Raw genomic sequence first — 20,871 nt, forward strand, 5'->3', positions numbered from 1 at the left:
AAAATGAAGAAAAAGCCGCAATGATTGAATGAGGTCAATAGATCTGGTTACGCAGGCGAAGCTCCGTCGGCCCCGGTTTCAGATAAATCTGCTGCTTCAGGTAGGGCTCATCATACTTCCGGATATAATGATTTAGTAAAGTTACCGGCACAATGAGCGGGAAATGACCCGATTTATACGCGAAAATCGTTTCCTGAAGTTCCTGTTTTTCATCGTGGTTCAACTGCTTTTTAAAATAACCGGTCAAATGCTGCAGGACATTCACATGCTTTGCGGTCGTTGCACGCAAACGGAGCGCCGCCATCAGCATTCCAAGATATTCCTCCTGAACCGTCGCCAGCCGCCGACCCTTCATCTCCGCCACAAGTCGTCCCATGGCGCGGTAATGTTGCACACTATGTGCCATAAGCAGGTATTTATGCTGCTCATGAAATTTAACCAGACCGCCGTGCGTACTGTTTTCCTTAAGCATCCTGCGCCATCGCTGCAGCGTAAACACCTGCTCAATAAAGCGCTCGCGAAGAAACGGATCATTCAGCCGCCCTTCCTCCTCAACGGGAATCAGCGGAAACCTCCGCATCAGTTCGGCTGCATAAATCCCCTGCCCTTTGTTTGAAGGCATCCCTTTTGCGGAATAGACCTTCACCCGTTCCATGCCGCAACTCGGCGAACGGCTTTTCAGGATATACCCGCCGAGTTTCTCTTTTTCCAGCCCTGCAACCCGATTTCTGCAGAAGCGTTTCATCGTCTCTGTAAGGTCATCCCTGCTTCTGGTTTTCACCAGTCGCGGATCTTCCGGATTCCCTTCCAGCCGAATAGTCTCACGCGGAATCCCCAGGCCCGCCTCGACTTCCGGACAGACCGGAACAAATTCGAACCAGTTTGAGAGGGTTCCCGTGATATAACTGTCCTGTTTATGCTGCCCGTCAAACCGTACCTTTGCACCCAGCAGACAAGAACTGATCCCAATACGTATTTTTTCCATATACCGCCCCGCACAACGTTGTACTGCCCGATTCCTATTAGTCGGAGTTCGCCAGTCAAACGGCGATTTTACAGAATATTTGCCCGGAATAAAGCATCCACCTGTACGATATTCATCACCAACCCTTTTCCGAATCGGAGAACAGCGTTTTTACAGATCGCGCAGCATTTTCCGATAGCTCCGGGGAGAGACGCCGGTGATTTTACTGAAGAGCCGCGAAAAATAAGCAGAGCTGTGGATACCGCAATCCGCGGCTATTTCCTGAATCGTAAGATCGGTCGAGCCCAGCATCAGCTGCGCACGCTCGATGCGTTTGCGGTTAATAAACTCCACCGGCCGCACATTCATTATTCGAAAGAACAGATCTGAAAAATAGGTGGGCGTCAATCCGGTCAGATCGGCCAGTGTTTCCAGCGGAATGTCGCGTTGCATGTTTTCATCTATATATTGAAGAACCGGTGCAAAACGACCTTCCTGCTCTTTTTCCATCAGTGTTGGTTTATGAGAATACTGCAAAAAAGAAGATGCAATCTGAAGTACAATACCGCGCGACTCGATATTCACTGCAAGCGGAACTGCTGCATTGGCCAGACGTCCGTACGGCTCTGTATGCGGTTCAAGCAGTTCAATCAGGCGTTGAAACAGAAGCACATGATGTCCGGAAGCCTGCAGTGTCGGTTTGCAGCTGCGGAGGCTGAAAAGATCCGTGCCGGTTCCTGTGCGCAATGTGAATCCAACAAAGTACTGAATATGCGATTCAGGACAAAAATAGTCTGCCGTCACAAAACAGGGAACAAGGTGCAGGTCGCCTGCCTGCAGCCGATGCTCGCGGCCGGAATGCCGGATAACGGCCTCCCCCTCTGTAATGAGAAAAATACGTGAAAAAGGACTCGAAACCCGCGGATAGTTCCACTCTCTGGAAAGGCGGGAACATCCGGCTTCAAACAGACTGAGCCGGAGTGATTCGATATGTAGGTCTTCGCTTGTTTTCATGCGGATCCGTGATTAGTTCAAATTGAATAAATAATACATCCCCGAAGGTTTGATAAGGCAAATCTCAATTTTGTATTCTTTAATTGACTCGGTATATACACCGGGAAAATCTAACCACGGGGAACGGAAATGAGTATTGAACGGGCTAGAGCGGCAATCCATGGGGAATTAACAGACCGGATACCGCAATGGGATGTGCCGGACTGTCCGGCGCTGGCTGAACAGCTTTTTGACTATGATGTGCAGGCTGAACCGCATCGCGCATGCATCGATATGCTGAAATATTTTGACATTGATGTAACCATCAGCAGCATTCCGGGAGATTGTGCCGAATGGAATTTTCCACTGGTCCGCTATTATGAAGATGCCACGTTTACCGATGACGCAGAGAATGAACGCTACCGCTTTCTCCCCGCGCGCCCTCCCCACGCCCATACACCTCGATGTATGATGCTCTGGGCATGAAAGCCCACGGGGCATTCTGGGGATTTTCCCCCACACTTACAATGCAGAACCATCCCTGCTCCACACCGGAAGAGGTTCTTGACTTCAAACCACTGGAACATTTTACACAAAACCAGGAGGAGCGCATAACTTTCTTTAAAAACCACTATGCTGAAAAACAGCGGCTGCTCGGGGATTCCACCATGGTGATGGGCTGGTATTATCACACCCTCTTTATGTGGCCGGTTGAACTGTTCGGCTGGGAAAATTTTATGATGGCGGCCATGGACGATCCGAAACGTTTCGGCGAACTGATTCAGCAGTTTCTGGAGATTTCCAAGCGCGATTTTGAAGCCATCTGCTCCTCACCCGACATTGAGCTGGTGGGATGTCATGACGATCTCTGCTCCGCATCGGGACCGATGTTTCCTCCCGAATGGTATGACGAGTATATTTTCCCGCACTATAACGAGATTCTGGATATTATCCATTCAGCAGGAAAAAAGGCTTTTTACTGTTGTGACGGAAACCTGATGCCTCTGCTTGAGCGCATACGGAAATGCGACTTTGATGGTTTGGCGTGCGACGGAAACAATGATCTTGAAACCGTACTGGACGTCTGGAGCGGTAAAATTATTTTTGCCTGTATGAAAGAACCGAACATCATTAACTTCGGCTCAAAAGAAGAAATCCGGGATATGGTTCGTGAAACCGCAAAACTGGCGATTAAAGAACCCGGCTATTTTTTTTCGGCCGGCACCATGACCGGCCGAACCCCGCCCGAAAATATCCTGATTTATCAGGAAGCCGTGCGGAAGTTCGGCAGGAGATAGTTCAGGCATTAATCGGGGATCAAAGGGGAACCGACCGCTGCGAAAGTTTCGGTCGGGTGGGTGTGACCCGGTCCCCTTTTTCATTGAAGTAATGCCGCCGGCCCAGCTTATCCAGCTTATGCCGTATATCGAAGAGGAACGAATGCGATTCTGAATGCTGTACAACAACCCCTCTGGAATCGGTTACCGTGATCAGATAATTTCCGCTGTAACGGACTCCGCGAATCGGCCGATCACCGGGTTTAATGGAGTAGGCCCTTGTTTTAATCGTATCTCCCAGAACCTCGAAAATCCGGCCGGGCTGCTCTGAAGGAATAAACACCTCTTCGTGCTGGTCGAGCATCACCAGCTTATCTCCATCCGTTTCCTTTCCTATGGCATAATATTTCACGGTCAACGGATAATTGTATTCTGCCGGACTCTCCTGTTTAAGTCGTACTCCGAAAGTATTATTCACATCGGGTTCATACGTCACCGCATCCCAGTACGGGGTGACCTCAAGCGCCGGAAGGCGACGGGTTTTTGCAATGAAATCGATATTGAATCTCGGAGGCTGTGAAAGCTCAATAAAGGCCCGGTCTTCTTCGGAGAGACTGCTCATAGGTACTTTTATATTTCTACGACCTTTTACCGGCTTAATCGTTACTGTACCTGCTATATTGGCAACATATTCACCCTCGAAGGTCTTACCATCTGCGGTGCTCCACACCCGCGGTCCTTTATAACTTTCCAGCGAGGGTTCCGGGGCAGGTGCCGGCTCCTCCTCTTTGACATCAGCCAAATCCCCGGAAGAGGGTTCGGGGTCATCAGACGTTTTGTAATCACGGAAGATCGGTCCTGAATCCAGATCAAAATCGCCCTCATACGACCGGGCGATGATTTCATCTTTCAGATCCTGGCTGAGTTCCTCTGTTTTAAAGACCGGCAGACAGGGGCCTCCATCAAACGGATTTTCCGGATACTCCTTACCTTCTTCTTCTACACAGAGAATAAAACAGTTCAGTCCGCCGGAAGGAACCGCAACAATAACCTCCATATTTACAGGCTCACCGGCCTTCAGCTCAATCCAGTCCCCGGCAACTGAAAAGTTTTTATCCAGGGCATATTTGCGGTACACGGAATGGTCGGAAGGATTCCATAGAGGCAGAGTCATTTGCCAAGGCGTGCCTTCAGGATGAGCAACGACCAGGACAATCTCTTTGCCCACCCGTACAATCATCGCATTATCCCCCTGCCCCCAGAAACGGAACTTAATATCTTCCGGATAAACCAGTTCCCCTTTGTAATGCGCAAACCATCCATATCCGGGAACATCCGCTTCTCCGAAAGCCTCCGGAGCCATTGCAGCCGGCATTGTCGGGAAGGTAAAGGTCGTGGCATACAACTTCCGGGGAGACCGGTAGTATTTATTCAATACAGATGGTCTCCAGTCGTTTTTAACAAATTTAATAATGGCCTCGCAGGTCTCCTCAATGCTGATTCCCGGATTTCCAGTGCCGCTCCGCAGACGTTTTGTATCATAAAATGTACCGACAAAATCATTTCCGATACTCTGTGAGGTTCCGAAAATCGTCAGGTCACTCATATCGGGCATAATATCAAACCCGGCGACATCCCCTCCGGCAAGTCCTTCGCCAATGCCGCTCATTTCCGGAAGCTGAATATCCGGCATGCTGGCCTTCTGGACTTTCGTGACAATACGTGTAGTGGATCTCGGCTTGGCCGATTTTTTAACCTTCACCTTCGGTTTCTTCAGTTTCATTTTCGGTCGGTCAATCGGTTTCGGAGGAACAAACTTCTTTTCCTCTTTCTGAACCACAGAGAAAACAACCAGCAAACCAGCCAATGAAAAAGCGGCTGCGTGGATAATCAAACTGAGAACAAACCCACTGGGTGCGCCTTTATTTATCCGGGATACTTTTTTTCTTTTTTTCATCATCATCACCTTCCAACGAAGAGAACGTTAACATCGTCCATGAACATAAATATGTTAACAGGCATACGATGTCAAGTCAGCTGGAAGGTAATGATAAAACAGTCAAGGAAGAATCAATTCCGGTGAATTTCCGGAATTGATTCTTCCTTGCGAATTTTCTTTTGATAGTCGTAATAAATGTGAGGGTTCATCGAGGATGATTGATCTCAGGAAAAGAATATATGTGAACTATTCTTCTCCTGAAAACGGATCAATCCCAGAATTGTTTCGGTCGATCAAAATCATTCGGTCGCGGAGGAGATACCCGGTTGCCGGTTTTGTCAAAGTGCTTCCCAACCGGAAGGAGATCAAGGTAGGGTTTTATATCGATCAGCCAGGTTGGAGAACAGCGATACTGAATGATAACCCCTCGTTCGTCAGTGACCGTGATCAGGTGACCTCCGTATTCCACTCCGCGCAACGGAGCTCGGCCATCATCCCGAATCGCAATAACGCGAGTACGAACCGGTTCTCCCAGGAAAGAAAATTCATGATTTTCCAATTGGGAGGGAATCACGGTTTCCTCCCGGCGGTCCAGCAACACCCAGTTGTCACCGTCCACTTCAGCGCCGATTGCATAATATTTCACCGTTAACGGATGATCATACGGTTCGCGCCCTTTCTGTTTCATCCGGACACCGAAAATATTTTCCTTGTCCGGCGGAAGCGGATCAGCATCCCAATACGGCGTAACTTCGATGGTCGGCAGCTGTCTTGTTGTTCTCCGGAAATCAATAATGAATTCCGGAGGACTCAGCAGCTGCATTTCACTGATCGACTCCTCGGAAAGTTCTGACACCGGCACTTTGATCTGTTTACCCCGGGCCGTTTTGAATACGGCACTGTCACCCATCGTCACGGTATATTCGGCTTCCAGAACTTTGCCGTTTTTCAGCGTCCATGCGCGTATACCGTTTTCCGGAGCAACGGTGGGTTCCACCGCGTCAGGGGGAAGTTCGATTTTTTCATACCGAAGATGTTCCGGAATTTCAGGATGCTCAACTTCAACCCAACCGCCGTTGATGTCATTGAAAACCGGCCCGCCTTCCAGCAACGCATCGGTTTCGTGCAAATGGGCCCAGATCTGCTCTTTCAGATCAAGACTCAGGCGTTCAGTTTTAAACGCATGAAGTTTAGGACCCAGCCCAAACGGATTTTTATCGTATTCTTTTCCTTCCATTTCCACACAGAGCAGAAAACAGGTAATCCCGCCGCTCATTTCGGAAACGATCACTTCCATATCCTGAGGCTCACCCGCCTTAAGATCAATCCAGTCGCCGACGACAGCATAGTTGTTGCCTAACGGATACCGCCGGCTCATTGACGGATCAGGCGTATCCCAGAGACTCAGAAAATGCGATTCCACATTTTCATTATTTCCGTTCCAACCCGGCCACGAAGCCAGATTCACAATCTTTCCGTTGACCCGGACACAGATCAGATTGTCTCCCTGTGCCCAGAAGCGGATGCGCGCATCCTCCGGATAGACCAGCTGACCTTTATAGTGCGCAATCCAGCCGTATCCCGGAATATCCTTTTCCCCGAAAGCCTCAGGGCCCACGGTGGCCGGTACCTGCGGGAACATAAAGGTTGTGGTATACAGCTTTCTCGGGGATTTATAATATTTGCTGAATGCAGAAGGTTTCCATCCCCGTTTCATGAAATTCAGAATAGCCTGAATGGTTTCCTCCCGGCTGATTCCAGCATTATCCGATCCATTACGGAAACGCTTAGTATCGTAAAATGTACCGACAAAATCATTACCGATACTCTGACTCGAACCGAAAATCGAAACCTCATCCAGATCAGGCATGATGTCAAACCCGCCTATATCTCCCGCCAGCCCCGCGCCAATTCCGCTCATTTCCGGAAGCTGAATATCCGGCATACTGGCTTTCTGCACTTTGGTGACAATACGGGTGGTCGATTTGGGTCTGGCCGATTTTTTGACTTTTACCTTCGGTTTTTTCAGCTTCATTTTCGGCCGGTCAACCGGTTTCGGAGGAACGAATTTTTTCTCTTGCTTCTGAACGACATTAAAAACCACCAGCATTCCGGCAAGTAGAAAAGCCGCTGCATGAATTATAATACTGATAATAAAACCGCTCGGTGCACCTTTATTGATTTTAGCGTTTCTTTTTTTCATTTCTCTACTCTCCAGAAGGTGAACGTTAACATAGCAAAGCCGATCTTATTCAGAATCTATCCAAAAGCATAATTTCAGTTTAATGTCACCTGAACCCGATAAAACCGATTGGTGGCATCCTCTCCGTCCACTATTTCAATGGGCTCACCCGTTCCCGGTATCTTTTCCCACCATGTGCTCCAGCCCTCGGTAAGGTCTTCCGAGATATCAATGCTGTACAGCCTGTTTTCAGCGGAGCCGAAAGTCAGCCGGTTGCCACTTCCGGAATCCGGAGCAAGTGCGAGGGTTAAATTAGAGGCATGATTTGCAGGGTCAGAACCGATGATATATTCCTGTCTGCTATCAAATCCGTCATTGTCCGCATCCGCAAACATACTCATAGTCTCCTGCCCAAGCATCCAGTCCCAGAACAGTTCCGGCGGATTTCCGGTGCGAAGGCCCGATATGTCTGCCCGGAAAAATCCGGTACCATGCAGGCACATCCACAGGACATCCGGATCATGCGGATCAGGCTGAATTTTCCGTATTCCGTCCGGCTGACCATGCCGATTATTGATTTTAAACCAGTTCGCCCCGCCATCGATTGTTACGTAGGCCCCGGGATTCCGCCGACTAACCGTTGTATTGTTCTGAACACAGGCCACAATCACATCGGGATCCGCTTCAGAAGCCTCGAAATATCTGAGATACGGCATATCAAACAGTAGATGCCAGCTGGCCCCGCCGTCCTGACTCACATAGCCGCCGCCGGTTGAACCATTGTAATCTCCGCAGGCCATGTAGATATTTCCGTTGGAATGGAATTTAACATTGTTTACACTCCGGATTCCGGCCGGAATGGAAACCGGCTGCCAATTAGCTCCACCATCGACAGTTTTATACAGCCCGCCAGCCTGACCGTTGTGCGTTTCATTCAGTGCGGCAAAAACCGTCTGGGAATCCGCCGGATCCATAGCCATACGATAAACGCTGCAACCGGCCGGAAGTCCGTTGGTAATCATACTGAAACTCAACCCGCCATCGGTGGATTTATAAATACCGTGCGGAAAGTCGTCGGATCCATCACCGAACTGACGTCCGTTATTAACAAAATTACCAGACCAGCGTTCCCACTCGGAAAATGGAATACAGAAATAGATGTTGTCTGCATTCTGATGATCAATCATCAACGAGCGGAAATCCAGAACATCGTTGCTGCCCGGAAAACTCACTGGTGTTGATATTGAACTCCAGGTATCGCCTCCATCATCCGAAAAAAGCAGTTCCCCCCTATAATCCTGCCGGAAAGGAATCATATACACACGATTTCGATTCTGCGGATCGGTAGCGATGGTTGAAATGGAAAGCGCGCTGTTATCGGAAATACTCTGCCCCGTAAGCTGCTCCACCGCAATCGCACCCGGATAAACCAAATCCCCGTCATCGGTATTCCGCCACAGGCCATGCTCTCCGCTGCCCCAGAGATAGGTGCCCGGCGTACCGGTCTCCAGACAGAAGGTTTCTCCGGGCAGATTACTGTTTCCCCGTCCTACCCAATGACCGGAACCTGAATAGGTTTCATCGTCATCAATCTGCATCCAGCTTTCGCCGTGATCTGTTGAGCGCATCATCTGCTGAGCAAAACAGGTATAAACCTCGCCGAGCTGATTGCAGAACACAAAGCGCGGACCGGACTGGGTCTGATCATGTTCATAATGCTCCCGGTGCACATGGGCCATCTGAACATTGGCTCCCATCGGTTGAATAGCCCGGGCATTCCAGTAATCCGAATCCACGCCGTTCACCCAGTACTGCCCTTCACGGGCCGCAGCATACCAGTTGGTGCCTCCGTTTTGCGTCATCCAGATATTTCCCGGCGGGAACGCATAGTCGTGTTTATAGTTATGCGAGAGATAGATCCGGTTTTTATCGGTTGGGTCAACGGCAATCCGGGTGAACTGGCTGAACGTATTCGTAGGCTCATTGTATGCAGTATAAAAATCGTTGTACGACATCGTCAGTTTATTCCACCAGAGCACCGCCCTGCGGAATTTATCGCGATATCCCCAGCTGCTGATCTGCGACATATCAATGCCCAGGTCTCCGGTCAGATTTTCCCAGCTGGTCCCGCCGTCCGCACTGCGGTAAATCCCCCCTGTCGTCTGAATATCCGACCCGACAATCTCATAGCCCGTGACGGCGAGATAATAGAGCAGAAATTCATCGCCACCGTCATAATAATATTCGAGATCACGCGGCGGGTTGGTGGTCAGTCCCCCACCGCTGACCTGTGTCCAGTTCATACCGCCGTCCGAGCTTTTGAACAATCCATACTGACAGCTGGCATAAACGGTATCCGAATTCCGGGGGTCAACAATGATTTTACTGAAATCCTCATCGCCCTGCGGAAAGTTTATTTTTATCCAGCTCTGTCCGCCATCAGTGGATTTCCGGATATAGCCGGCGGAATAATTACCGTCGCTGGAATAATGCAGCCCGTCTTTGGTCCAATGAGTGGATTTGATCATCCAATGCTGACCCGCGCCGATATACCACACCTGATCATTGTTCGGATCCACCGTCAGCACACTGTGCATCTGCGAATTATCGGTTTCAATATCGAGAATAAAATCCCAGTTCAATCCCCGGTTTGTGGTGGAATAAATTCCCTCCTTCGCCATCATCAGGCCGAAATCCGGATTCTGATACGAAAATTCAATTCCGGTAATACCGCCAGGCAGCCCGTTGCCATCGGTATCTTTATACGTATGCCAGTATTCGCCACGATTTAATGTCACGTGCCCATTACCCATATCGAGCTGGTCATACATGCAGTTCGGATCCCCATTATTGATCCAGAATTTATCAATATACCCCGACATCCCCGGCCCAAAGTGCTGCCACTTCACCAACGGCGTGGATAAAACAACCTCACTTTTCAAGGTTTCAAACCAGGCCGTATCCAATGACGGCAACGGCGAAACATCTTCTGCAGCCAGTTCAAAATGAATGTTATCAATATAAAGGTAGTCATTCAGAGCCGCCGCATTCTGATCAATTCCGATAAACGGATGCGCTTCATTCACATCCGTTTCTATAAAATCGGAAATAAGGCCGGTGTATTCAATATGGTGCTGTCCGGCACTCAGCGTTGCCTGACTGAAATCCGTCGGTCCGTTCCCTCCCTCGCCATTCAGTTGAAAACGCGGCTGAATATCACCGACCGCAACCGTCAGTTCTGATGGAATATAGAGATCAAATGAAAAGATATATGCATTGGTGGACGAAAGCTGACTGAAGGTAAGTGTTGAAGAGGATCGCAGCGCAGTAAACGCATTATCCCCCGTTGATAGCCGAAGGAACCGACCCGATGCCAGCGTAAAAGCAGAGGCTGCCGCCGCATCCGTTGTTGCATCCACAATAATGCCACTACCGGTATTTGCGGTCTGCACCACCGTGCCCGCAAGCGTCTGATTATTACCCGCTGTTTCACCCAGCACTGCGCCCTCGAAATCCTCACTCCAGATAACCTGCGCATAGATCTGTGCAGTCAGTAATGTACAGCATATTCCAATCAAACCTGAATTCATCATAAACACTCTTTTCCTCTTTTATCCGCGCGTTGCAATACTGGTATTACAACCATTGTAATGTACAACAATGCTATATCGTGAATATCTATCCGAAAGGATAGATCGATGCCGCGCATTGAATGTCAGTCGGAAATTTTAAGCTCAAGTTTGAAAAACTGCTGATTCTCTATATCCGTAACCGTATTGGTGATTAACTGTATAACAGAATCAACTGTTCCGGTTCCGGAGACCGTATAGCCGGAACTGCTCCAGCTGTCGGAAGTCAGATTGGTTGAAGTCAAAAGTTCATAGTTCAACCCCGCTGTTTCCGCATCAACGCGTTTGCGGTACACATATGCCACCCCGGCTTCACTGCTTTCAACGGCCGGATAGATTTCGGGGTCATCCTCGATCGGATTTCCACCCAGCGCATATTCCGTAAGATTCTGCAGCCCATCCTGATCCGGATCGTCTTCAAAACCGGTTTCACTGCCGATATCCGGAAATGCACCGACCCATGCCGCGTAGTATGCTACCGGATTGGTGGAAAAATGATGCAGCTCCAGATACGGCGCAAACTCTCCGCCATTAAATTCCTTCGAATGGATCTGCATATTCTCCTGTGAATCCGATAGCAGACCGAAGGTAAGCTGACCGTCCCCGCTGATCGAGGAAGTGACATCAATACCATACCACAGGCCTGAACCGGCAACCCGGATACTGCCGACTTCGGCCCCCAGATCATTCTTTGAATTATACGTTACCGTAGCTTCGTCCCATCCACTGGCAGCAGTATATGCCGTAATGGTGGCATTACTGAATGTTTTGCTGTGCAACCACAACACCGCATTACTCACCATTCCGTCAATCTGAGAAAGATCAAACTGGACATAGGCATGGCGCGGAAGATCCGCATCCAGTTTCAGCGCGGTATTGCTCCCGAAGTTACCGTCCGGATCGGTACCTTTCACATCCGCATCATCCATAGCGGCAAACGTTCTCGACCACAGAACACCTGAAGGAACAGCTGCCAGATTCAGAATCGCCCGGCTGCTCTGCCCGTTTCCGTCATCGGCCTGGACCTGACACGTATACATCGTTTCTCCGTCCGCCGGTGGAGTGCCGCTGAGCGTGCCGTCTTCGGCCACATTCAGCCAGTCCGCCCCCCAGACTTTTGAATAGATGATTGCATCCCCGTTTCCATCTGAAGCTTCGCCGGCGATGGAATCCCAATAGGCCGTTCCCGGTTCCAGATTAAACCGCTCAATCACAGAATCTGCAAACTGCGGTGCCACATTGTTCGTATCAATCAGATCAGCCCGCAGCCAGCCGCATCCCTGAGTTGAAACATAATAGCGGTCGCGAACCACCTGATCGATCGCAATATCATTCACCCGGTCCGACTGCGGGTTTCCGGTGTTGATTTTACTCCAGCTCAAACCTCCGTCTTTCGAAAGATAAGTCCCCGGGTTCTGAATATCGGAAGTCCCCTTACTGTTCATCTGAACCAGAATAACATCCGGATCATACACAGCGGTTTTAGTCATACGCGCCCAATGCGTTTTAAAGATCTGCGACCAGCTTTCGCCGTCATCATCACTCATCCAGACCCCGCCTTTGTCGACATCATAATCACTGTGCTTCCCGCATGAGACATACATTTTTCCATCACTGGAAAAATGCAGATCCGACACACTGTAAATCTGTTCCGGCAGCTTTGTATACTTCGACCACGAAGCCGCATTGTCGGTCGAAATGTAGAGTCCTCCATTGTCACCATATACACAGGCATACAGGTTTGAGCTGTTTTCCGGATCCAGCCGCAGAGCAACCACATCCTCCGACGGCAACCCGTTATTGGCCCATTCCCAGCTGAGCCCGCCATCCGTACTCCGGCGTACTCCGGTTGTCAGACTGATCTGCGGATCCCAGGTATAGCCATGCACTGCAGCATCGTCCGGCACGCAGAAAAACATGTAATCGGGATCATCCGGATTTATCGTCAGACAGAGTTGATCGATACTGTCATTTTCCGACTCGCCCGGCGGCCATTCCAGCGCCACACCGTGTTCCACAAAGGTCTGTCCGCCATCGGTGGATTTAAGCAGGTCCCCGGCGGATGCCTGACGGAACTGCAAAGTATAAATAATGTTGGTATCAGTCGGATGAATCGCAACATCCGAACAGGAATATTCAGAACTGCCCATTTCCACACGCCGCGCCGCCTGGTAACCGGAACGCACGGAATCACCGCCCGGTTCAATCACCCAGAAATCATTTTCACCACTGGGCAGAAAAATCGTATCGGGAAAACGCGGGTCCTGTTTAAGTCCGTGTCCCGGCAGATTGCTGTTCTCTGCCGCCACCCAGATTTCCGAACCCGGAGTCACTTCGATTTCATCAATCTCCTCCCAGGTATCGCCGCCGTCCATTGAAACCACCAGCGTTTTCGCCCACTGAAACATCAGCATGGTGCCGTCGGCATTGAACTCAATAGCCGAACCGGCCTTGCGTTCATAGGAATCACGCTGTTCCCACTTTTTCTGGCCACGCAGAAACATATTGTGTTCGGTCGGATTTCCCCGCCCTTCCCAATAGCTTTTATGCGTTCCTTCCCAGGCGGTTCCATTGCGGAGCGTGGCATACCAGTGCGCCCCGCCGTCATCCGTCCGCCAGACCATTCCGCCTCGAAACGTTGTTGAACCGCCGTAGTGTTTATAATCGTTGAGAATAAAGATTTTATCGGCGTCGTTCGGATCAACCCGAACCATGCTGAAATTATTCAGCAGATTTGTCGGATACACAGTATAAACCGATTCCGCATCAGAAATGCCGAACCATTTTTTCAGCGCATTGAAATACGAAGTCTTAAACAGATAATCGGATTTCAGCACCGAAATATCCACACCGAGATCCCCGTTGATATTCTGCCACGATTCCCCTTCATCCAGACTCCGGAAAATGCCGCCGCCGGCATTGGTTACCGTATTTCCGGCATCCGCCCAGATCACCTGATCAACGGCATATAAGGTGATCTCCCCGGAGGATGAATCATAATGCATATCAAATGAACGGATTATATCATTATCGAGCCCGGCGCCCGTTTTATGCACCCAGACAGATCCGCCGTCCGTGGTTTTATACAGCCCATACGTGGTCGCCGCCCAGACGGTATCCGCATCTTCAGGATGAACAATAATCCGGACAATACAGGCATCCGGATTAATTCCCGCCGGGGTGATATCGCTCCAGGTCGCCCCCTGATCCTCGGTTTTCCATATTTTAGCCTCATGCCCGGAAGCGGAACCATAGCCATGAGGATTTGCTGCTGTGAAAAAATATTTATTGCGGTCATTGATGTCACCCGATCCGACATACCAGATCTGATCGTCCGTCGGCGCAACGGCAATAGTATTCAGTCGCTTACCATCCCATATGGATTCGGTCGACGTCATGCGCGTCCAGGTTTTTCCCCGATCCGTCGTTTTATACAGTTTTGATTCCGCTTCGCGGGAACAGAATCCCAGATCCGGATGCTGCCGCGAAAAATCGGGGGAATTGATTTCACTCGGTCCACGGTCATCAAAAGCATGCCCTTTTCCATCATAATCCAGAATACCCTCATACGTGGTGCCCCGGTCCACAGACCGATAGGCATTGCCCATGTTGGGTCCCAGAAAGACAACATCCGGATCGGTCGGATGCCAATAGACCCGGTAATTGTTGCCTGACATACCGGGGCCGAACTGACGCCACACAATCGAAGGATCGGACTCCACCCGCTCCGTCCGCAGCGTTTCAAACCAGGCATCATTGGGGGGCACTTCCAATGAACCGACCTCAAAACGGATATTATCCAGATATAAATAATTGGTCAAAACCGCTCCATCCTGGTCAATACCGATAAACGGACGTGCTTCATCCACATCTGTCGTAATAAAATCGGAAATCAGCCCGCTGTATTCCACATGATGCTGACCGGCACTACCTGTCGCCTGCGAATCATCAACCGGCCCGTTTTCTCCTGCACCGTTCAACCTGAAACGGGGCTGGATATCCCCCACAGGATTGACGACTGCTGAGGGTAGATAGAGATCAAATGACAAGGTATACGTATTGGTGTTTGATACCTGATCAAATTCAATCGGATTCAATGAAGGACGTATTGCAGCAAAAGCATTATCATCACAGGAAAGTCGGAAAAAATTTCCCGAAGCCAGCGAAAAAGCTGCGGCCGCCGCCGGGTCCGTTGCCGCATTCACCACGGTACCGGAGGCCCCATTGGCTGTCTGAACCACGGAACCCGCAAGTGTCTGATTATTGCCGGATACAGCGCCAACTGCGGCCGACTCGAAATCCTCTTCCCAGATCACCGCCGCCTGAATGGAAATACAGGTGGACATCATCAGAGCTGTGTTGATGTGCAATCGCATAAATCACCCTCTTTATTTATATTTATCTACTTAGAAACAAAGTAAATGTAAACGTTCACATCAACAACCTATCCAATGGTCTATAAAAAAGGCGCACAGACATGCCGTGCGCCTCATATATCTCTCCAAAAAAGCTGTTCCTAGGGGTTAAAGGTGCTTTTGGCCTTCGGTTTATAGCCTTCCTTTTTAGCGGCTTCCGGAACAGCCTGTTCGAAAAAGGCATCCCGTTTTTTATGATAATCCTTATAGCCCAGCAACCGGCAGGCAACATTGTCCTCATTCCATTTTTCCCACGCGGCACGCAGTGCTTCGGCACGTTCAGGCTGCTGTGCAAGCAGATCGTTGGATTCGGATACATCGTCGGGCAGATAGTAAAGTCGCGGTCCTTTACTGTCGCGATCCTGCATATGTTTCGTTCCGTCGGAAGCCAGAACCGACCAACTGTTTCCTCCCCGCCAGAACAGTGCTTCATGTGGAGCATCCTTTTTCCGCCCCGTCGCATACGGCAGCAGATTTACCCCCTCCATCGGTTTTCCATACAGGGGATCACCACCGGCGATTTCAACCGCCGTCCGACCGATATCCAGCGAAATGACCGGATAGCGATAGCGTTTGCCTTTCGGAAGTTTACCCGGCCAGTTTGCCATAAACGGCACATGCACACCGCCGTCGTACAAATTACCTTTCCCGCCCCGGAAAGGGCCGTTCGAAGATCCGTTCCAGCCCCCGGTTTTACCGTCCCTCGGCTGCGGACCGCCGTTATCCGCAGTGAAAAACACTAACGTGTTTTCCCGTATACCGTTTTTTTCCAAAGCCTCGATTATTTCACCGATTCCCTGATCCATTACATCAACCATAGCGCAATAAATGCGGCGCTTCCGGTCTTTAATATGTGAATAACGGGCAATATCCTCCTCCGGTGCCTGTTGCGGCGCATGCGGGCAGTTAAACGATACAAACAAGAAAAAGGGGTTGTCCCTGTTGTTTTCTACGAAACGAACCGCATCCCTGCTCAGTGCAGTCGTCAGATAACCATCAAATCCGGCCGGTTGCTTATTGCGCACCAGCCCCTGCAGATAGCCCTCTTTCACCGGAGCCGTCAGGTCAATCCGGAAATAGTCATGTCCACCGCCGAGAAAGCCGTAGAAATAGTCAAATCCACGGTTCAATGGATGAAATCCCTCTGCGGCTCCTAAATGCCATTTACCGATTACACCGGTGGTATAGCCCACTTTCTGCAGGCGCTCCGCAAAGGTAATTTCATTGGGATCGAGTCCCATGACCGTGTTAGCCGGATCATAGGCCGGATTGGTTTCAAATCCGAACCGGTGCTGATACCGACCGGTAACAAACGCCGCACGGCTCGGAGCACAGAACGGATGATTGGCATACCCCTGTTCAAACACAACGCCTTCGGAAGCCAGTTGATCCAGGTTCGGGGTCTGTATCTCTTCCGACCCCGTAAACCCTGTATCTCCGAACCCCATATCATCCGCCATAATGACAACAATATTCGGTTTGTCCGCTGCGTAAACCGCTGTTGAAAGCAACGCTAACAGCAATAATCCTTTTTTCATAATGTACTCCTTAGATTGATGGAATCAGCCGGGCCGGAATATCCAGCTTACGATCATGAGCCCCTTTGGCAAAATCAGTAATTACATAGTCATTCGGATGTTTCCAGTCGCACTCCACCCGGCCGTCACCCAGTGTGATACGCCCCAGTTTATTTCTGAACCAGTCGGCCAGTGCAGCATATTCCGGATCATAGGCTACATTGTTCTGTTCTTTCGGATCCACACGAAGATCAAACAGAACCATTTCAACTTTTTCCCGCGGTGCTTCCAGTGCCCATTTAATATTTACACCCGGTTTATCGCCCCATTTCTCGCCGGGCTTTCCGTTCTTTTCACGGTTGCGCATAGAGAAGGCAAAGTCATCGCACCGCAAATAACAGCGAGGACCGATCACATGGTTCATTTCGCCGATCACATAATCCCGGCTGCTTTTTCCGGAAAGCGTCTCATCCAGCGGAATACCGTCAAGATGCGCATAGGCTGCGTTTTTCAGATCAGCCCCTCCGACCCGCAGAAACGTCGGTGCAAAATCAACAAACTCAACCCAGTCGGTACAGATCTTTCCGGCCGGCCACTTTTTCTTATCGGAAGAAACCGCAATAACCGCACAGTGATTCGATTTATCGTACGGTGCAAATTTTGATGTTCCGCCCTGCTCGCCCAGATGCCAACCGTGGTCTCCGATCACATACAGAATCAGCCAGTCACGACCCTGATTTTCACTGTATTCTTTGAATGCTTCGACCGACTGTCCAACGAGGTGATCGCCCATGGCACAAAAAGCATAATAATCGCGAATCGACTGTTTTTTATCCTCTTCGGCCATATCCGCAAAATTGGTTTTTTTAAACCAAAGCTGCAGCTGCGGCGGGAGTTTTTCAAGTTCCTCTTTACTGAAATCCGGAACGTGATACGGGATTTCCTTCTCTTTTGCTATGAAGAGATCGCGAAACGCTTTTGAAGGAATGATCGGGGTATGAGGAAAATGGAACCCCAGATGAACAAACAGCGGCTTGTCCGAGTCCGGTCCTGTCATTTTCGTTCCATACGGTGGGGTATATTGTCTGCCGACGTTCTGCAGAAACGCCGCCATTGAACCGGCAATGTGACCATCCATCGTATGTTCAGTACTGGAAGGGCTCTGCCCTCCGATAATCAGACCTGAGGTATCCCGCTTATAGGCATAAAGAATATCCAGTTTTTCCTCAGCCTCGTTCTTAACGGCCGCGTTCGCCGCATCCATTTCACCGTTAACCGGGATGTAGTAATCAAGCACCTCATCCTCAAAACGCCAACGCACTCCCGAACCGGTCTTTTTACCCTTCGCCCATTTCGTGTATTTGCTCCAGTCAGCAAGCCCGCTGTCAGTAATATCGCGCAGACTGACGTCATGCTGATAAAAATCGATTTTATCATATTTCCGCGGACTGTTTTTAAAGACGTAGTATCCGGTCTTCCCGAATGAAGCAGTCGTATACCCGAGATCCGCCATCATCTCAGGAACAAACGGCTTACTGAATGCAGTATCACGATGCGACGTTTCAAAGCCGTAATGACCGCTGTGATGCGGATACATTCCGTAATGCATCGACGTACGGCTCGGTGCACACCCCGGCGAATTACAGTAGGCCCGCGTAAACAGAACCCCCTCTTCCGCCAGTTTATCCGTCTCCGGCGACATCACAAACCCCAGAGCGCTGTAAGGCTGCCCTGTTGTCGCCCGGTTATAGGCCTGGACGGAATCCGCCCGGTGATCGTCCGTAATGATCCAAAGTATATTAGGCTGTTCTTTCGCAGCAACAGCTCCGGCAACAGCCCATATACCCAGCGCCATTTTCAACATTGTTCTCATATCGCTCCTGATAGGTTAAACCTGTAAATAGGAAACGATCAAACTGATGGATATCAGCCCGGAAAAACACCTGTCAAAAGGGCTATGTTTTGAACGGATTCACCATCCTTTACGACACCCACCCTGACGACCCGAATAAACCAGCGCTTCTTATAAGAACCGGACTCCCATTCTATTCATTTAAAATTGCATTCAGTTTCCTGAGTTCCACAGCAGGAATTTTCAACACCTTACGATCATAAGTCATGAGACCGTTGATCTCTATCTCAACGTCCGTAGTTTGAGTATAAACCCCCGCCGCAATACCTTTTCGTTTCAGCTCACTTAAAAGCTCTATGGATTTACGATACCGCTCTTTAAATTCCACAATAGTTTTCGGCAGTCCGCCATATCCCCAGTTTTTCTTCTGCTCTTTCCAGAGATGCCCCTTAACAGGCCAGCCCCGCCCGGTCTTCAGTCGGCCACGCTTAAGCCATCTTATAAAACTCTTCCCATCCAGCACGAGCCGGGGGATTAAGCAACAGGTTGGCCTCATCATTTCCGATAAACTGTTTTTTAACAGGATCAAATTCCAGCTCGGTATTCATATATTGCCCGATCGTTCCCAGCGCAAGAACCTGCGACAATTTACCCGAAATACTGAAGGGAGAATTCGTCTGACCCTCGCCCTTACAAGCCCGAACAAAGGAAGAAAAATGTTTCCCGGAACCCTTATCCGCTTTGCTGCCTTCTTTTAACTCATCATAATATCTGATGTGCTGATCTCTTGGAATCAGACGAGGAATATCTGCATGATTTCCCCGCAGAATGGCCAGGTCACCTTCATCGCTGTACAACAGGGTTCCTCCCCCATTCAAGCGCGGCCGCAGCGGTTTCCCATTCTGATCTTTTTCCCAGAATTGTTTCGGCACTTCCGGCCAGCAGTTCGGTCCGTCGTGCCAGGTCATATCAATCGCCGGGCGATTTTTCCCCCGCGCGGGAAAATGCATGGAAAGGTAGGATTCCAGCGGATAAAATATTTTATTATGGTCTTCCATATGGATCGCTTTGATTACTGTAGGCAGTCCCATATCGAGTTTATCATGGGGAAAATCGACAATATGTGCTCCCCAGTCCCCAAGCATGCCCATACCGTATTCATAGAATCCCCGCCAATTAAATGGATGATACAAATCATTATACGGCAGTTTTCTGCGCGGACCGCACCACAGATCGTAGGTATTCAGCGATGCCGGAACCGTACCCTTAACCAGAGGCAGAGAAATACGTTCATTCTTTTTCATAAACCAGAGCCCCGGCGTCTTCCAGGCTGCCATCCGAGTGATTCCGTCGCACAGTCCCATATCCACCATTTTGCTGAACAGGTTGATTCCATTACCCGTATGACCCTGATTACCCATCTGCGTCACCACACCGTATTTTTTTTCGGCACGCATGAGGATTTCAGATTCCTCAAATGTACGCGTCAACGGTTTTTCAACATATACATGTTTACCCATCGACATCGCCAGAATGGCCGCCGGAAAATGGGAGTGATCCGGAATCGCAACACTCACCGCGTCAATATCCTTATCCATGGTTTCGAGCATCACACGGAAATCATTAAATCGCGGAACGTCGGGATAGGCCTTCACCACCGATTTAACAGCACGCGGAAGTTCAAAATCCAAATCACAGAATGCAGCCGGCTGGGCCCCACTACCAGCAAGACTCCGAATAACATTACTGCCGCGCCCGCCCACACCGACACATCCCAGATTGATCCGCTCACTCGGCGGCAGGCGGTCGCCCGGTTTCCTTGCGGCCGTGAGATAGGACGGCAGAAAGGCAATCCCTGATCCTAATGCTGACCGCTTGAGACAACTTCTTCTCGACTGTGTACCTTTGGTTCTTTTCTTCATGACTACTCTCTTTAAGTTTCCTAAATGTACTCAATACATTTGTAATGTTAGTAAATTACAGGTGACAGATGCCAACGTCTTGTAAAAACCCAGCATCCTTGTGTAATTTAAAGATTTCGGATTATCATGACTCATCTCTACAAATTCCTCCTTCAGCAAGGCATTCTATTCAACTTGCAGA

The 20,871-nt window shown here is 49.7% G+C and carries 11 protein-coding genes and 1 pseudogene; 2 read left to right on the forward strand and 10 right to left on the reverse strand.

The window, feature by feature from the left end; genetic code table 11:
- Window positions 1–34: 34 nt before the first annotated feature.
- Both EGM51_05210 and EGM51_05215 read right to left on the reverse strand, forming a co-directional pair.
- Window positions 35–985, reverse strand: coding sequence for a DUF1722 domain-containing protein (locus tag EGM51_05210; protein QBG46823.1), 951 nt, complete (start codon window positions 983–985; stop codon window positions 35–37).
- A gap of 150 nt (window positions 986–1,135) precedes the next feature.
- Window positions 1,136–1,978 (reverse strand): AraC family transcriptional regulator, encoded by an 843-nt coding sequence (locus tag EGM51_05215; protein QBG46824.1) that lies wholly within the window; start codon window positions 1,976–1,978, stop codon window positions 1,136–1,138.
- 129 nt (window positions 1,979–2,107) lie between these two features.
- Here EGM51_05215 and EGM51_05220 point away from each other — a divergent pair, with 129 nt between their 5' ends.
- On the forward strand, window positions 2,108–2,443 hold the full coding sequence (locus EGM51_05220) for a hypothetical protein (protein QBG46825.1): 336 nt from the start codon (window positions 2,108–2,110) through the stop codon (window positions 2,441–2,443).
- Entirely contained in the window at window positions 2,422–3,255 is an 834-nt protein-coding gene (locus EGM51_05225) for a hypothetical protein (GenBank protein ID QBG46826.1), read from the forward strand. The genes EGM51_05220 and EGM51_05225 overlap by 22 nt, the downstream gene beginning before the upstream one ends.
- A 19-nt stretch (window positions 3,256–3,274) precedes the next feature.
- Here the strand turns inward: EGM51_05225 and EGM51_05230 are convergent, their stop codons facing one another.
- From EGM51_05230 to EGM51_05265, 8 genes and pseudogenes are all read right to left on the reverse strand, one after another.
- Window positions 3,275–5,101 (reverse strand): hypothetical protein, encoded by a 1,827-nt coding sequence (locus tag EGM51_05230; protein QBG46827.1) that lies wholly within the window; start codon window positions 5,099–5,101, stop codon window positions 3,275–3,277.
- Between the two features lie 340 nt (window positions 5,102–5,441).
- Entirely contained in the window at window positions 5,442–7,376 is a 1,935-nt protein-coding gene (locus tag EGM51_05235) for a hypothetical protein (protein QBG46828.1), read from the reverse strand.
- Between the two features lie 74 nt (window positions 7,377–7,450).
- Window positions 7,451–10,948, reverse strand: coding sequence for a hypothetical protein (locus EGM51_05240; protein QBG46829.1), 3,498 nt, complete (start codon window positions 10,946–10,948; stop codon window positions 7,451–7,453).
- 122 nt (window positions 10,949–11,070) lie between these two features.
- Window positions 11,071–15,360 carry a DNRLRE domain-containing protein gene (locus EGM51_05245; protein ID QBG46830.1) on the reverse strand — a complete coding sequence of 1,430 codons (4,290 nt, stop codon included), beginning with the start codon at window positions 15,358–15,360 and terminating at the stop codon, window positions 11,071–11,073.
- A 140-nt stretch (window positions 15,361–15,500) separates the two neighbouring features.
- On the reverse strand, window positions 15,501–16,937 hold the full coding sequence (locus EGM51_05250; GenBank protein ID QBG46831.1) for a sulfatase: 1,437 nt from the start codon (window positions 16,935–16,937) through the stop codon (window positions 15,501–15,503).
- 10 nt (window positions 16,938–16,947) lie between these two features.
- Window positions 16,948–18,771, reverse strand: a complete 1,824-nt coding sequence (locus EGM51_05255) for a sulfatase (GenBank protein ID QBG49249.1) — start codon at window positions 18,769–18,771, stop codon at window positions 16,948–16,950.
- Between the two features lie 190 nt (window positions 18,772–18,961).
- A pseudogene (locus EGM51_05260) lies at window positions 18,962–19,237 on the reverse strand (glycoside hydrolase family 2).
- A gap of 19 nt (window positions 19,238–19,256) precedes the next feature.
- On the reverse strand, window positions 19,257–20,690 hold the full coding sequence (locus EGM51_05265; GenBank protein QBG46832.1) for a Gfo/Idh/MocA family oxidoreductase: 1,434 nt from the start codon (window positions 20,688–20,690) through the stop codon (window positions 19,257–19,259).
- Window positions 20,691–20,871 lie beyond the last annotated feature (181 nt).

This window comes from Verrucomicrobia bacterium S94 (assembly GCA_004299845.1).
In the GTDB taxonomy this organism is placed as follows: Bacteria; Verrucomicrobiota; Kiritimatiellia; order Kiritimatiellales; family Pontiellaceae; genus Pontiella.

What these genes read in the sequence shown, in the direction of transcription:
- EGM51_05210 (QBG46823.1), bottom strand. Translation starts at nt 985, where the DNA reads ATGGAAAAAATACGTATTGGGATCAGTTCTTGTCTGCTGGGTGCAAAG.
- EGM51_05215 (QBG46824.1), bottom strand. Translation starts at nt 1,978, where the DNA reads ATGAAAACAAGCGAAGACCTACATATCGAATCACTCCGGCTCAGTCTG.
- EGM51_05220 (QBG46825.1), top strand. Translation starts at nt 2,108, where the DNA reads ATGAGTATTGAACGGGCTAGAGCGGCAATCCATGGGGAATTAACAGAC.
- EGM51_05225 (QBG46826.1), top strand. Translation starts at nt 2,422, where the DNA reads ATGTATGATGCTCTGGGCATGAAAGCCCACGGGGCATTCTGGGGATTT.
- EGM51_05235 (QBG46828.1), bottom strand. Translation starts at nt 7,376, where the DNA reads ATGAAAAAAAGAAACGCTAAAATCAATAAAGGTGCACCGAGCGGTTTT.
- EGM51_05240 (QBG46829.1), bottom strand. Translation starts at nt 10,948, where the DNA reads ATGATGAATTCAGGTTTGATTGGAATATGCTGTACATTACTGACTGCA.
- EGM51_05245 (QBG46830.1), bottom strand. Translation starts at nt 15,360, where the DNA reads ATGCGATTGCACATCAACACAGCTCTGATGATGTCCACCTGTATTTCC.
- EGM51_05250 (QBG46831.1), bottom strand. Translation starts at nt 16,937, where the DNA reads ATGAAAAAAGGATTATTGCTGTTAGCGTTGCTTTCAACAGCGGTTTAC.
- EGM51_05255 (QBG49249.1), bottom strand. Translation starts at nt 18,771, where the DNA reads ATGGCGCTGGGTATATGGGCTGTTGCCGGAGCTGTTGCTGCGAAAGAA.
- EGM51_05265 (QBG46832.1), bottom strand. Translation starts at nt 20,690, where the DNA reads ATGAAGAAAAGAACCAAAGGTACACAGTCGAGAAGAAGTTGTCTCAAG.